Annotated in this window: 15 protein-coding genes; 7 read left to right on the top strand and 8 right to left on the bottom strand. The window is 51.1% G+C overall.

Features of this window, described 5'->3' with window-relative positions; translation table 11 throughout:
* Positions 1-16: 16 nt before the first annotated feature.
* The 8 genes from B1728_RS07800 to B1728_RS07760 all read right to left on the bottom strand — a co-directional run bounded on the left by B1728_RS07800 (position 17) and on the right by B1728_RS07760 (position 6,802).
* A complete protein-coding gene (locus tag B1728_RS07800) occupies positions 17-631 on the bottom strand; it encodes an SCO family protein (RefSeq protein WP_256865279.1) in 615 nt (204 codons plus the stop codon).
* A gap of 86 nt (positions 632-717) precedes the next feature.
* Positions 718-1,668, bottom strand: coding sequence for a heme o synthase (gene cyoE / locus B1728_RS07795; protein WP_079909650.1), 951 nt, complete (start codon positions 1,666-1,668; stop codon positions 718-720).
* A 371-nt stretch (positions 1,669-2,039) separates the two neighbouring features.
* On the bottom strand, positions 2,040-2,909 hold the full coding sequence (locus B1728_RS07785; RefSeq protein ID WP_079909648.1) for an urease accessory protein UreD: 870 nt from the start codon (positions 2,907-2,909) through the stop codon (positions 2,040-2,042).
* Positions 2,902-3,567: an urease accessory protein UreG gene (ureG, locus tag B1728_RS07780; RefSeq protein ID WP_079909647.1), complete on the bottom strand. Its 666-nt coding sequence runs from the start codon at positions 3,565-3,567 to the stop codon at positions 2,902-2,904. The genes B1728_RS07785 and ureG overlap by 8 nt, the downstream gene beginning before the upstream one ends.
* Before the next feature lie 50 nt (positions 3,568-3,617).
* Positions 3,618-4,322, bottom strand: coding sequence for an urease accessory protein UreF (locus B1728_RS07775; protein WP_079909646.1), 705 nt, complete (start codon positions 4,320-4,322; stop codon positions 3,618-3,620).
* 38 nt (positions 4,323-4,360) lie between these two features.
* Positions 4,361-6,109 carry an urease subunit alpha gene (gene ureC, locus B1728_RS07770; protein WP_079909645.1) on the bottom strand — a complete coding sequence of 583 codons (1,749 nt, stop codon included), beginning with the start codon at positions 6,107-6,109 and terminating at the stop codon, positions 4,361-4,363.
* Positions 6,090-6,479, bottom strand: a complete 390-nt coding sequence (ureB, locus tag B1728_RS07765; RefSeq protein WP_079909644.1) for an urease subunit beta — start codon at positions 6,477-6,479, stop codon at positions 6,090-6,092. Before ureB ends, ureC begins: the two co-directional genes overlap by 20 nt.
* Positions 6,476-6,802, bottom strand: coding sequence for an urease subunit gamma (locus B1728_RS07760; RefSeq protein WP_079909643.1), 327 nt, complete (start codon positions 6,800-6,802; stop codon positions 6,476-6,478). Before B1728_RS07760 ends, ureB begins: the two co-directional genes overlap by 4 nt.
* 426 nt (positions 6,803-7,228) lie before the next feature.
* On the opposite strand from B1728_RS07760, the gene urtA reads away from it, so the two are divergent.
* The 7 genes from urtA to gerQ all read left to right on the top strand — a co-directional run bounded on the left by urtA (position 7,229) and on the right by gerQ (position 14,049).
* Entirely contained in the window at positions 7,229-8,494 is a 1,266-nt protein-coding gene (gene urtA, locus B1728_RS07755; protein WP_079909642.1) for an urea ABC transporter substrate-binding protein, read from the top strand.
* A 101-nt stretch (positions 8,495-8,595) separates the two neighbouring features.
* On the top strand, positions 8,596-9,501 hold the full coding sequence (gene urtB / locus B1728_RS07750; protein WP_079909641.1) for an urea ABC transporter permease subunit UrtB: 906 nt from the start codon (positions 8,596-8,598) through the stop codon (positions 9,499-9,501).
* Positions 9,502-9,591: 90 nt separating this feature from the next.
* Positions 9,592-10,710, top strand: a complete 1,119-nt coding sequence (gene urtC, locus B1728_RS07745) for an urea ABC transporter permease subunit UrtC (protein ID WP_079909640.1) — start codon at positions 9,592-9,594, stop codon at positions 10,708-10,710.
* A gap of 145 nt (positions 10,711-10,855) precedes the next feature.
* A complete protein-coding gene (urtD, locus tag B1728_RS07740; protein WP_079909639.1) occupies positions 10,856-11,644 on the top strand; it encodes an urea ABC transporter ATP-binding protein UrtD in 789 nt (262 codons plus the stop codon).
* Positions 11,631-12,326, top strand: coding sequence for an urea ABC transporter ATP-binding subunit UrtE (urtE, locus tag B1728_RS07735; protein WP_079909638.1), 696 nt, complete (start codon positions 11,631-11,633; stop codon positions 12,324-12,326). The genes urtD and urtE overlap by 14 nt, the downstream gene beginning before the upstream one ends.
* A 283-nt stretch (positions 12,327-12,609) precedes the next feature.
* Positions 12,610-13,437, top strand: coding sequence for an aldo/keto reductase (locus B1728_RS07730; protein WP_079909637.1), 828 nt, complete (start codon positions 12,610-12,612; stop codon positions 13,435-13,437).
* 147 nt (positions 13,438-13,584) lie between these two features.
* On the top strand, positions 13,585-14,049 hold the full coding sequence (gene gerQ / locus B1728_RS07725) for a spore coat protein GerQ (protein WP_079909636.1): 465 nt from the start codon (positions 13,585-13,587) through the stop codon (positions 14,047-14,049).
* Positions 14,050-14,159 lie beyond the last annotated feature (110 nt).

Below are 14,159 nucleotides of genomic sequence, written 5' to 3'. Positions count from 1 at the left end.
ACTCCCTGCTGCCGTTCTACTCTTTGCTTAATGTGATCATATCCTGAACAATTCGGTCGATATTAAGATCTGCGTCGTTGCCGTTGTAATACGTTCTCAGATCCCCTTTTTTGTCTACGAGAAGAATGACATTATTATGAGTAAAATTGCCCTGCTGATCCTTCACAACCATCACGCCGAACTTGTTAGCCAGATCCATCGTGGCCGCTTCATCTCCGCGCAGGAAATACCAGCCCTTCGGATCGGCATGATACCGTCCCGAAAATTCCTTCAGCTGAGCGATCGTGTCCTTTGTCGGATCGAATGAGATGGATACGATGGCGGTTTTATCCCCAAAGACGCCTTTCTTGATGAGCTCATCTTGTACCTTGGACAGCGAGTACGTAGTAGGAGGACACACGTCCGGGCAGGTAGAGAAGAAGAAATAAACAAGCTTCGACTTGCCTTCCAGATCCGTCAATCCGACCTGTTTGCCGTCGATGTTTTCGAGCTTGAAATCAGGCGCTTTTTTGATGACGCCCATTTTTTCTTCCTTTCCTTTTAACAGCATATAGCTGAACGTTCCGATCATGGCGAGAAGTATAACCATGACGATAATTTTGAATGCATTGCTTTGGGCTTTGGCGTTCACCTTCGGACTCCCTCTTTTCTCAAAAAAAATATCCCATGCTGCCATGGGATTAGTACTTGCCTATCACCTAAACTCCCGGTGGTACATTATCCTTGCTTCACTGTTGTAATGACCATGATAATGAACATCAGCGTCAAATAATTGATGGAGTAAATGAACGTTTTTTTCGCCCATAGCACTTCATCCTCCGCTTTAAATCCCTTCATGGAGAGGAATGCCCAATACAAGCCCATAACCGCTGCTGCGATGAAAAAGAACACATTGACGTAGCCGTAAACGTAAAGCAGCAGAGATACCGGAACCAGCAGCACGATATAGCGCATCATACTGATTTTGGTCACATAAGTCCCTCTAACAACCGGCAGAAGCGGAAATCCCGCTGCACGGTACTCCTCCATACGACGAATACCGAGTGCCCAGAAGTGCGGCGGCTGCCACAAGAACAAAATACCGAACAAGATCAACGCCCCGGCATCAAGGGTCGGATGAACGGCACAGTAGCCGATGACCGGAGGCATTGCACCGGAAAAGCTGCCGACAAAGGTGCTCCAGACCGAGGTGCGCTTGAACCATGCGGTGTAAATCCATACGTAGACGAACAATCCGATCATGCCGAGCAGTGCAGACATTGGATTAACGAGAAAGAATAATCCTGCCAGGCCGATAACTCCCAAGATAATGCCGTAAGCCAATACCACTTGAGGAGATAACTTGCCGGTTGCAAGGGCACGCTTCTGCGTACGAGCCATTTTAACATCCATGTCACGGTCCAAGTAGTTATTAAGCACACAACCGGAAGCCATAACCAAAGCGGTTCCGATCATGGTATACAACAATTGCAGCCAATTGACATTCCATCCGGATGCAACCCAGAACCCGCCGAATGCCGTAATGGAATTAGAAAAAATAATTCCCGGTTTGGCTAGCTGAACGAAATCTCTCCAAGTAACGGGATCATGTTGAGTGGTTTCCAGTTTTGTTTCCGACGCAGCTGCTATACCCTCCGCAGGAAGGTCTAGCCTTAATTGCTCTTCCACATTTATTACCCCCTTAAAGTTTTCCCGGAAGAAAACTTATATGTTCAAACAAAGATGAAGGAGGAACCCAATGTCCTCCGATTTGTCTATTTAATAATATCAACACGGGACCGGTTTGACAACAAAGCAGACCCCGAGTTCAAAATATTGTCGATATATAAACTTTAAGCTCCTTATTAATTCCTGTGCAGGAAATCATCCGCCGTTGAAAAAGCAGCCTTTATCCGGGCGATGTAAGCCTCCAAAAAGCTTCTCCCAGGCTTCGAAGCGGATTCAGATGCTTAGCAGGAAGCCCTGAATGTCAAAAAGAGTCACATTCGTGACTCCAGATTGTCGATATTTCTACCTATTGTTCTTAGTATTTCCTACTATTATTTGCGTATAACTAAAGGCTCGGCTGAAAATATACGACTTCGTGAAAACCTCCAGGCCTTTTCCAGAAATTCCTGAACCTCATATCCTTTAAACCCCAGCACGGAGACCAGAACGCCCAACCGGCAGGAACGGCTTACCCCGTAAAATAAAGAAGACATACGAGGCGCGGGCGCAGCTAATCCGGTTATTTGGTCCAAATATTCCAGCAGAGCCTCCGCGAAAGAGGCATCCGCCTCCTCGCTGAACACATACAGGGTTCCGTAATGCGTGTAATTCCCCCAGCTGCCGATGCCCTTCAATGACTGTACGCTCGGTTGTATTCTCTGCCTTCCGCAAAAAATCCATTCATCGTCGTAATATACGTGGAATTCGTTCTTATACTGTTCATATTCGAACAGCTCTCCCCGGTGTGTCCGGCCGGGGCAAACCATCTCGGAGGCAATCAGCGTCGAGGACTTTTCCATCCGAACCTCGGTCAAGCTGTTAAAGCAAGCGTCTTTATACAGCATCAGCGGCTCCGGCATATACTCGACATAGCTGCCCTCCATCAGATGAAGCTTCTGGGTTTGCCGGCTCGGCTCGTGCAAACCCTGACCCTCCGCATCTCGAAACCTGGGATGTACCTTGGTATAGGATTGGTTCGTTACATATACTTTGGTGTTCTGGCCAAAGCGCCAATCCAGCTCGTAAGCATCACCGGACATAATGCCCGGCGACGCGTCCATGAGGTAAACCCCGAGCTGTCCTTCGTCAAACGGAAAGGCCTTTGCGATCTTCAGCGGATATGAATGATACCGGTCTCCGAGCCGCGTGACACCATTCACATCGGTGAAGGATGCAGACACACGGCCAGTTACTCTAGGCATGACGATATTCCTTCTCAATCCATTGCACGATCTCGTCCAGACCTTGCCCGCCGAACAAATTGGAGAATACAAACGGCCGTTCGCCGCGCATTCTAAGCGTATCCTCTTCCATTACAGCCAAGCTCGCTCCGACATAAGGAGCCAAGTCGATCTTGTTAATGACGAGCATGTCGGAACGGATGATGCCGGGCCCCCCTTTGCGGGGGATCTTCTCTCCCTGCGCCACATCGATAATATAGATGAAGCGATCCACCAGCTCCGGACTGAAGGCTGCGGCCAGATTATCCCCGCCGCTTTCAATGAAAATGATGTCCAGATGGGAGAAGCGGGCTTCCAGCTCCTCAATCGCTTCGAAATTCATCGATGCATCCTCGCGTATCGCGGTATGCGGGCATCCTCCGGTTTCCACCCCTATAATCCGTTCCGCAGGCAAAGCCTCCGACCGAATCAGGATATTGGCATCTTCCTTGGTATAAATATCGTTAGTAATGACGGCTATGCTGTATCTGTCGTTCAGCTTGCGGGCCAATCGCTCTACCAGAGCCGTTTTGCCCGAACCAACAGGCCCTCCGATACCGATTCGCATCGGGCGCTCCTGACGGTCACGTTGCGGTGTTTCCCATTGGTGATGATGATGATGCGTTCCTCCTTGACACATAGACAATTCCTCCTTTTAAATGTTGAACCTGTTTTATTGAGAGCTAACGGCTATGACATAAACAATCGTGAATAGAGAGATTCGTGGCGCATCATGGCAATATCGGCTGACGGGGTATTGGAATAACCGTCATCGAGCACATCCAAATGGCTGACTTCCCGCCAAGAACGCGAGATCACAGGAAGCAGCTGCCCAAGCAGGCGCTGGCCCTCGGTTTGGCCAATGGACATCAATCTCAGCCCGCTGTTAATAGAAGTCATTGCACATGTATACAAATACCCTTCCGCCGCCATATCGAGCGGTACCTTCAAATGATAAGTGACCCATCCGTGAATCAGCGGATGCGTACCAAAGCAATGCTTGGCTCGAATCGCTTCCTGCAGCGGTTCCCAGGGCAGCTCAGGATGAACGGCTTGAGCCAGCTGACTCAAACGGCGCCCCATTTTGAGCACGCCTTCCCTCGTTTCAATCGCGATACGCTGAACATGCTGCATTCGGTCGACCTTCCAAAGCGACGGCCAAGCCTCCTCAGGCGCATACTGATAAACCGCTTTGACCGCAAGAGCATCTACAGGAGCCCAGCTATGCTTCAGCATCGTTTCAATATATTCGCGAAGCTGCTCCGGCCGTTGAACCATACCCAGCTGCACCAAAGTTTCTAATCCAAACGAGTGCGAGAAGCCGCCGATTGGGAGCGCAGAATCAAGAAGCTGCACATAAGAGAGCCATGATGGCGTAGAAGAGTCCGTCTCCATTCGTGGTTCCTCCTCCCGAATCCTAGTTACTTCATTATTTAAAATAAAAAGTACCTTTGGGCCATCGGAAGCACATCCGCCGGCTCGCATGTGATGACCTTGCCGTCCACCTTGACTTCATAGGTTTCAGGATTCACCTCTATTCCAGGGGTTTCGCCGTTATGAATCATATCCTTCTTGGTAACGGAACGGCAGTTTTTCACCGGCTCGACCCGCTTTTGCAGCCCTAGCTCGTTGTGTACTCCCTGATCAAAAGCAGCCTGGGAAACGAAGGTGATGCAATGCTTCAGTGCTTTGCCGTAGGAACCGAACATGGGCCTGCCGAATACCGGCTGGGGAGTCGGAATGGATGCATTGGGATCTCCCATTTGGGCATAAGCGATCATCCCCCCTTTGAGCACCAGCTCGGGCTTAACCCCGAAGAACATGGGGCTCCAGACGACCAGATCGGCGAGCTTCCCAGGCTCGACGGATCCTACAAGATGCGCTACCCCATGGGTGATGGCCGGATTGATGGTATATTTGGCAATATAGCGTTTAATGCGGAAATTATCCTGCTCACCCGCTTCGCCGTCATCGGCATTCGCTGCCTGAAGTTCATCCGGCGACGGCAAATGCCCGCGCTGCTTCTTCATCTTATCCGCCGTCTGCCACGTACGGAGAATGACCTCCCCTACCCGGCCCATGGCCTGGGAGTCCGAGCTCAGCATGCTGAACACGCCCATATCGTGAAGAATGTCTTCCGCGGCTATCGTCTCCGGCCGGATCCTGGAGTCTGCGAAGGCGACATCCTCCGGAATTCGGCTGTCCAGATGATGGCACACCATCAGCATATCCAGGTGCTCCTCTACCGTATTAATCGTATACGGCCGGGTCGGATTCGTGGAGGACGGCAGCACATTGGACTCCGCCGCTGCCTTGATGATATCCGGGGCATGGCCCCCGCCGGCACCTTCCGTGTGGTACGTATGAATGGTACGGCCGCCTATGGCTGCCAGCGTATCTTCCACAAAACCGGATTCATTCAAGGTATCGGTATGAATGGCTACCTGAACGTCAAAGCGGTCCGCAACCCGAAGGCAAGCGTCGATAGCCGCCGGCGTGGTTCCCCAGTCTTCGTGCAGCTTTAACCCGATGGCTCCCGCCTCTACCTGTTCAACCAGCGGTTCAGTAAAGGCTGCATTTCCTTTACCGGTGAAGCCGAGGTTCATCGGAAACGCTTCAGCCGCCTCCAGCATCCGATACATATGCCACTTGCCCGGAGTACATGTCGTGGCGCTCGTTCCCGCCGCAGGTCCGGTACCCCCTCCTATCATGGTGGTCACACCGGAGGCCAGGGCCGTTTCGATCTGCTGGGGACAAATATAATGAATATGAGTATCAATACCGCCGGCCGTTACGATCTTCCCTTCCCCCGCTATCACTTCCGTCCCGGCTCCGACGATCATGCCGGGATAAACGCCGTCCATGACATCGGGATTTCCCGCCTTGCCGATAGCTGTAATGATCCCGTCTTTAATCCCGATATCGGCTTTTACGATCCCCCAGTGATCGATGATAACGGCATTGGTTATCAGCGTATCGAGGACGCCTTCGTCCCGGGTATGCCGGCTCGATTGTCCCATACCATCGCGAATCACCTTACCGCCGCCGAATTTGCATTCATCTCCATATACGGTATAATCCTTCTCGATTTGAGCCCACAGCTCCGTATCGGCCAACCTTATGGAATCTCCGACAGTAGGACCGAACATTTGAGCGTAAGCGCTACGATTCATTAGCACCATGCGGTTGCGTACCCTCCTTCCATGCATCCAGCCTCCGACCGACCTCTTCAGGCATCAAACCGTTCACAGCCTTGCCCTGAGATAACCCGTTCAGCCCGAATGAAAGCCTGTCACCCCCCAATTCCACAAGCTGGACCGGCTTCTCCTCCCCGGGCTCGAACCTTACAGCCGTACCGGCCGGAATATCAAGCCTCATGCCGAACGCCTTCTCCCTATCAAAGGAAAGACCCCGATTCACTTCGAAGAAATGATAATGAGAGCCGACCTGAATAGGTCTGTCACCCAGATTGGTGACGATAAGCCGCACGGCTTTCTTTCCTTTATTCAGCTCCATGTCCCCTGAACGGACACGATACTCGCCAGGAATCATTCTCCCGCCTCCTTCCGCTTATACCCTATTGGGTGATGTACGGTCACCAGCTTCGTACCATCGGGAAAGGTCGCTTCGACCTGTACCTCGTGAATCATTTCCGGCACACCTTCCATAACTTGCTCAGCGGACAGCAGGGTCGTACCATACTGCATCAATTGAGCCACGGTCATCCCATCACGGGCCCCTTCCATAATCTCCGAAGTGATCAATGCGATGCTTTCCGGATAATTCAGCTTCACACCCCGCTGCAATCTCCTCCGGGCCAAGTCAGCCGCTACGGTAATAAGCAATTTTTCTTTTTCTCTTTCTGTTAAATGCATAGGTAGTACTCCTCCCCAAGATCTTGTGTCATATTACATAACATAAAAACACGAATATTCGGGAATCTTTGCCTTTATTATATTCGCATTTTCGTATCCTGTAAACTAAAATGTTAGTTTTTATAACAAAACTCAGTTCACATTTTACGATTATCCACATATAACTAACTCATAACCAACATATTCTCACTGTTATTTAGTACTAAAACACGAACATAAGGCATTATAAAATATTTTGTGTGAAGTATATTGACATTTAAGTTACATGCGAACTATGATATGTCATGTGAGAAATGTTTCCACATACAAAACATAGCCATTGGAATCATGAATCACCCGATGGGCCAGCCCAATCCAGAAAACCATACTGAATCATTAGAGGCAGGCTTTCGACCAGGTATGAAAATTGAAAAGGAGTGGATCGTCATGAAATTAAAGAGAAAAGGAATTCCCGTACTTATGGCAGTCTGTATGTCAATTTCGGCATTGCTGGCCGGATGCGCTACCGAAACCAAGCCGGCCGCCTCCCCGTCCTCAACCCCAGCAACCGCCAGCTCGGATGCAGGAAAGGATGATACCATTCCGGTCGGTATTCTTCATTCCCTTACCGGCACCATGTCCATCAGTGAGGTTTCCGTAAAAGACGCGGAGCTGATGGCCATCGAGGAAATTAATAAGGCAGGCGGCGTCCTGGGTAAGCAGCTCAAGCCGATTATCGAGGACGGGGCGTCGGATTGGCCTACCTTTGCAGAGAAAACGAAGAAATTGCTGCAGAAGGACAAAGCGGCCGTCATCTTCGGCGGTTGGACCTCGGCTAGCCGCAAGGCTGTGCTTCCTGTCGTAGAGCAAAATAAAGGGCTCTTCTTCTATCCGGTGCAATATGAAGGGCTGGAGGCCTCCCCCAATATCTTCTATACCGGGGCAACGACGAACCAGCAAATCGTTCCTGCTGTAACCTGGCTGCTGCAAAATAAAGGCAAAAAGTTCTTCCTGCTCGGTTCCGACTACGTCTTCCCGAGAACAGCCAATAAAATCATCAAAGAACAGTTGAAGGCCGAAGGCGGCACTCTGATCGCAGAAGAATATACACCGCTCGGACATACGGATTACAACACGATCATCAGTAAAATCAAGAAAGAGAAGCCGGATGTCGTATTTAATACATTGAACGGGGACAGCAACGTAGCCTTCTTCAAACAGCTGAAGGATGCGGGAATTTCTTCCAAGGATTTGACTACCTTGTCCGTGAGTGTTGCGGAGGAAGAAATTCGCGGTATCGGCGCATCTGTTCTGGAGGGTCACTACACGGCATGGAACTACTACCAAACGACGGACACGCCGGAGAACAAAAAATTCGTCGAAGCCTATAAAGCGAAATACGGCAAAGACCGTGTGACGGATGATCCGATCGAGGCAGGCTATTTCGGAGTCTATCTGTGGGCTGAAGCCGTGAAGAAAGCCGGCAGCGTAGACGTGGATAAAGTCAAGGAAGCTGCCAAAGGCATTGAGTTCAGCGCGCCGGGCGGCAAAGTCAAAATTGACGGAGACAACCAGCACGTGTACAAAACTGTGCGCATTGGCCAAATTCAGGCGGACGGCATGATCAAGGAAGTATGGAATTCCGGCCAGCCGGTGAAGCCCGATCCATTCTTAAAAACCTACCCTTGGGGAGCAGAGGTAACCAAGAAATAGTCGCAGACTTTGTCGGGGAATGAATCGAACTTGGAATTTGAAAACGGGGCTGCCCCCTTTCCAGCGGGCGGTCCCCCGTTTTATGACGGAGGATGAGACCAATGAGCTTACTGCTATTGCAATTATTTAACGGCGTTTCGTTAAGCTCCATTTTGTTACTGATCGCTCTCGGTCTGGCAATTACGTTCGGATTAATGAACGTCATTAATATGGCACACGGAGAGTTCATCATGATCGGCGCTTATATGGCTTACACAATACAGCAGCTGTTTCAAAAGTTTTTGCCTGCTTCGGCGTTCGGATGGTACTTTGTCTTGTCGCTCGGCGTGGCGTTCGCGGTCGCATTCGGAATCGGCTGGCTGCTGGAGGCTGTCTTGATCCGTTACCTGTACGGCAGACCTCTTGATAGTTTGTTGGCGACCTGGGGTGTCAGCCTGGTTCTGCAGCAGATAGCCCGGCAAATTTTCGGAGCCCCCAATGTGGCCGTCAAAGCGCCGGAATGGCTGGAAGGAGGCTTGGCCCTCACCCCGGATCTGATGCTCCCCTACAAGAGGCTCTTTATTATCGGCCTTGTTATTGTATGTATCGCCATTATCTATTTCTACCAATACCACACCCGTGGCGGGCGCAATATGCAAGCCGTCATGCAAAACCGCAGCATGGCCTCATGCCTTGGCATCTCGACCCGGCGCGTCGATGCTCAAGCCTTCGCGTTCGGCTCTGGGATGGCAGGGATCGCCGGGTGTGCGTTAACGCTCGTGGGGCCGATAGGACCTACCATTGGCACCTACTACATCGTGGATGCTTTTATGGTCGTCGTTCTCGGAGGAATCGGGAAAATCATCGGTACGGTCGCCGGAGCGCTCGGGATCGGGGTGCTAAACACCGCATTCGAGTACACCACAAGCGCAACTATCGGGAAGGTCATCGTCTTCACCCTCATCATCGCCTTCCTGCAGTGGAAGCCTTCGGGGCTGGTCACCATCAAGTCCCGCGCTTTGGATTGAGGAGCTTTACGAAGTAAGTTTCCTTACGGAAACTCAGCGAGTGCTTACGAAGTAAGTTTTGCTTACGCAAAACTTTTAGGAGTTGATACCATGACCATTACCAACACAAAAATGAAAATCGGAATCACTGTCATCCTGTTAATTCTGATGATGGCAGCGCCCATGTTTTTATCCGAATTCCGCTTGTCGCTGCTGGGCAAATTTCTAGCCTACGCCATCCTGGCTATGGGGCTGGACCTGATCTGGGGCTATACCGGCATATTGAGTCTGGGCCACGGTGTGTACTTCGGGCTCGGTGCCTACTGCATGGCTATGCATCTGAAGCTCGTCGCTTCAGAAGGAGGGCTTCCCGACTTCATGTCGTGGAGCGGTATCGACAAGCTCCCCTGGTTCTGGGCACCGTTTCATTCAGCGGCAGGCGCCTTTCTTCTCGCTTTGCTCGTCCCGATGGCCGTCGCTTTCATCCTGGGCTATTTGACCTTTCGCAACCGAATTAAGGGCACCTTCTTCTCGATCTTGTCGCAGGCCCTTGTTATCATTACCGTTACCCTTTTCGTAGGCCAGCAAGGATATACCGGCGGGACTAACGGATTGACCAATTTCAATACGTTTCTCGGTTTATCCGTAGCAGAGCATTCCACTAAGCTTGCTTTGTATTACGTTACCGTCGCCGTAGTCATAGGCACTCTTCTCTTATGCCTCTGGCTGGCAGGGACCCGGCTCGGCAAAATTCTCGTAGCCATTCGGGATGCGGAAAACCGTGTTCGTTTTATCGGATATAATCCGGTTACGTACAAGGTGTTCATTTACTGCTTCTCTGCAGGGCTTGCGGGCTTGGCCGGCGTGCTGTTCGTGCTTCAGGAGGGCATTATTTCTCCTGCGCAGATGGGCATCGTTCCTTCCATCGAGATGGTGCTGTGGGTCGCCATCGGCGGGCGGGCTTCCATCTTCGGGGCTATTCTTGGGGCTGTCATTACCAACACGGCCAAAACCACCTTCAGCGAAGCTTATCCCGAATGGTGGCCCATTATTATGGGAGCCATGTTTATTGTCGTCGTGCTGTTTCTCCCCCAAGGCATCGTCGGTACCTGCAAACAGTTTGCTGCCAAGAGAGGATGGTTTCAGGCGAAATCCGATTCCGCCTCCCCTGCTTCGACGCCGCTGGTATATTCAGGCTTGGAGCCCGAAGCGAACCCGCTCCAAAAATAAACCGAACCTGCAGCGGGACTCAAGCCGGTTGCACAGTACGCTGCACCGCATACTATGAACTTGTTGTGCGCTGAGGCATGTGTTCTTTTGGAAAACGATAGCCGTAAGCCTTCGACTTCGGAAAATCTAAGGAGGTCTTAAAACCATGATACAATCTTCAGCAAGAAAAGAAACGGCAGCCGATCTGGTCCGTGTCGAACAGCTAGAGGTAGACTTCGATGGCTTCAAGGCGATCCGTGGTCTTGATTTCTCCCTGCAGCCTGGAGAACTGCGATTCCTCATCGGTCCGAACGGTGCCGGTAAAACGACCCTGCTGGATGTGCTGTGCGGCAAAGTAAAGCCCTCCAGAGGAAAAGTAGCCTTCAAGCATATGGATCTGGCCAAGTACCAGGAGCATCAGATAGCACAGCTCGGGATCGGAAGAAAATTTCAGGCTCCATCCATCTTTGTCACCTTGACGGTTCTGGAAAATTTGCTGCTTTCCATGCGCCAAAAACGCGGTCTGTTGAGCTCGCTGATTACGAAAACGACTCCGGAGCAGCGTGACCGCATCAAATATTACATGCAAATGATCGGCCTTGCCGAAAAAGCGAAGCAAGTCGCCGGCTCCCTTTCCCATGGCGAAAAGCAATGGCTTGAAATCGGGATGCTCCTGATCCAGGAGCCGGAGCTGCTGCTGCTTGATGAGCCTGCCGCCGGAATGACGGACAGCGAAACGGAGAAAACCGGCGAGCTGCTCCACAGAATCAGCAGCCGGCAAACGGTGATTGTCGTCGAGCATGATATGGAATTCGTTCGGAACTACGCCAAAACCGTTACCGTTATGCATGAAGGCACGGTGCTCCGGGAAGGCACAATGGAAGAAATTCAAAATGACGCCAAGGTAGCCGAGGTCTACTTGGGAAGACGGGGTGAACGCAATGCTGATGCTTAATGCAGTGGAAGCCGCCTACGGCGAAAGTATGATTTTACGCGGCGTCAGCATGAAGGTTGAGCCAGGCCAGGTGGTCTGTCTGATGGGACGTAACGGCGTAGGCAAGACGACGCTGATGAAGACGGTGATGGGGCTTATCAAGGCCAAAGGCGGCAGCCTCTCGTACAACGGGAAAACGATAACCGATTATACCCCGGACCGCCGCGCCAAGGCAGGAATCGGCTACGTGCCCCAAGGACGGGACATTTTCCCTCAGCTGACCGTAGAGGAAAACCTGCTGCTCGGCCTGGAGGCCGCCGTGACTCGAAAGCATACCATCCCCGAATCGGTCTATGAAATGTTTCCTGTCTTATGGGAAATGAGACGACGCAAAGGCGGAGACTTAAGCGGCGGTCAACAGCAGCAGCTGTCTATCGCCCGCGCCCTTGTCGGAGAGCCCGAATTGCTGCTTCTTGATGAACCGATGGAAGGTATTCAGCCGTCTATCGTGATGGAGATTGAACAGGTTATCGAATCGATCAAAGCCCGCAGGGAAATGTCGGTTTTGCTGGTTGAGCAAAGCTTGACCTTTGCTACGAGCATTGCGGATTACTATTATGTGCTGGATAAAGGCACTATTGTAGCCGAGGGCGGTTCAGCGGATTTAAGCGAAGATCAGGTGAAGAAGCATCTGGCCGTATAAAATCAACCGCACGCGGCCCTGTACCCCGGTTCCATCCCCCTCAACTTCCCTGCTGCAGCTTTATCAGGATTTCGATGGAGATCACTCGCCAACGCTAATGACAGCCTTGACCCCCAGCCGGAGGTACAAGGCTGTCATTGTGTTTTCATGCGGTGCCGCCATCCCCGTGATTTTTTACCTGGTAACAAAGTATGGTAAAATAAACATGTCTGCCGACTCCCTCACAAATTGAGGCCGGTTTTGCGCAGTTATAGAAAAAACATAATAATGAGGAGGCACCTGCATGACTCAGCATATTTCCGACAGCACCGTTCTTAGCAACGGCGTCAAAATGCCTTGGCTTGGGCTAGGCGTATGGAAAACCCAAAATGGAGAAGAGGTCATTCAAGCTGTTAAGGCCGCGATTCAGGCAGGCTACCGGAGCATTGATACAGCCGCCGTATATGGTAATGAAGAAGGCGTCGGCACAGCCATCAAGGATTGCGGTATCTCCCGCGATGAACTGTTTATCACCACCAAAGTATGGAATGCCGACCAAGGCTATGACTCTACTTTGAAAGCATTCGATGAAAGCCGCCGTAAGCTCGGGCTGGACGTTATCGACCTGTATCTCATTCATTGGCCGGTGAAAGGCAAATATAAAGATACCTGGCGCGCCCTGGAGAAGCTGTATAAGGACGGCGCGGTGCGAGCTATCGGCGTAAGCAACTTCCTCGTTCACCATCTGGAGGATCTGTTGGCTGATTGCGAAATAAAACCGATGGTAGACCAGGTGGAGTTCCATCCGCTGCTGACCCAGCCGGAGCTGCGCAGCTTCTGCCCGCAGCATCAGATTCAGCTGGAAGCCTGGAGCCCGCTCATGCAAGGGAATCTCGATATTCCTTTACTCGCTGAGCTTGGAGCCAAATACGGCAAATCTCCCGCACAAATTGTGCTTCGCTGGGATTTGCAGCATGGTGTCGTGACGATTCCAAAATCGATCAGCGCTCACCGCATTCAAGAAAACGGAAATGTGTTCGATTTCCAGCTTACTCAAGACGAGATGGCAAGTATTGACGCATTAAACAAAGAGCACCGCTTCGGTCCGCATCCGGATCACATCAACTTTTAAAACGGATATTCAAGCACGAAACAGCTGTCGTATGTTCCTACGGCGGCTGTTTTGTTTTTTCATCAAAACTAGTCTAATTGTCCAAGCCATCATAATAGGTATTAATGTAGGAGCAAATTAATCTTGTCTAAGGAGGAATTTGTGAAGATGATAAACAACCCTTTCAACAATGGGGGACCCCAGCCTTTCCGCAGCTACGGTGGATATCAAGGGTTTCCGCAAGGCTTTCAGGGGTACGGTCAGGGACAACAAGGCTCACAGACGATGCCCCCTCCAGGCCCAAGCGGCGCATACATAGGCCAACCCCCTGGAGGCGGTGCTCCTCAACCAGGCGCTCCGCAGGGAATACTTCCGATTGAGCAGTCCTATATCGAGAACATTTTGCGTCTCAACTTGGGCAAGACAGGAACCTTTTACATGACGTATGAGAATAATTCCGAGTGGAATGCCAAGATTTTCAGGGGGCGCATTGAAGCGGCTGGACGCGACCATATTATTATCAGCGATCCGAAGACAGGAATGCGCTTTTTGCTGCTGATGGTCAATCTGGACTACGTCACCTTTGACGAGGAGCTTCAATATACGTATCCGTTCGCGCCAACTCCACGTTAATCCTATGCAAAAAAAGAGTGCTTAGCAAGCACTCTCAGATTGTCGAGAAACCTATAAGGCTTGAACTATTGCTAATATACTACGGTGGGGTATGCCCCTCCAGCCGCTGT

It is taken from the genome of Paenibacillus sp. 32352, from assembly GCF_002042965.1.
Classification (GTDB): domain Bacteria; phylum Bacillota; class Bacilli; order Paenibacillales; family NBRC-103111; genus Paenibacillus_S; species Paenibacillus_S vulneris.
Note: the sequence above shows the minus strand (reverse complement) of the source record. Positions and strands in the feature narration are given on the sequence as shown.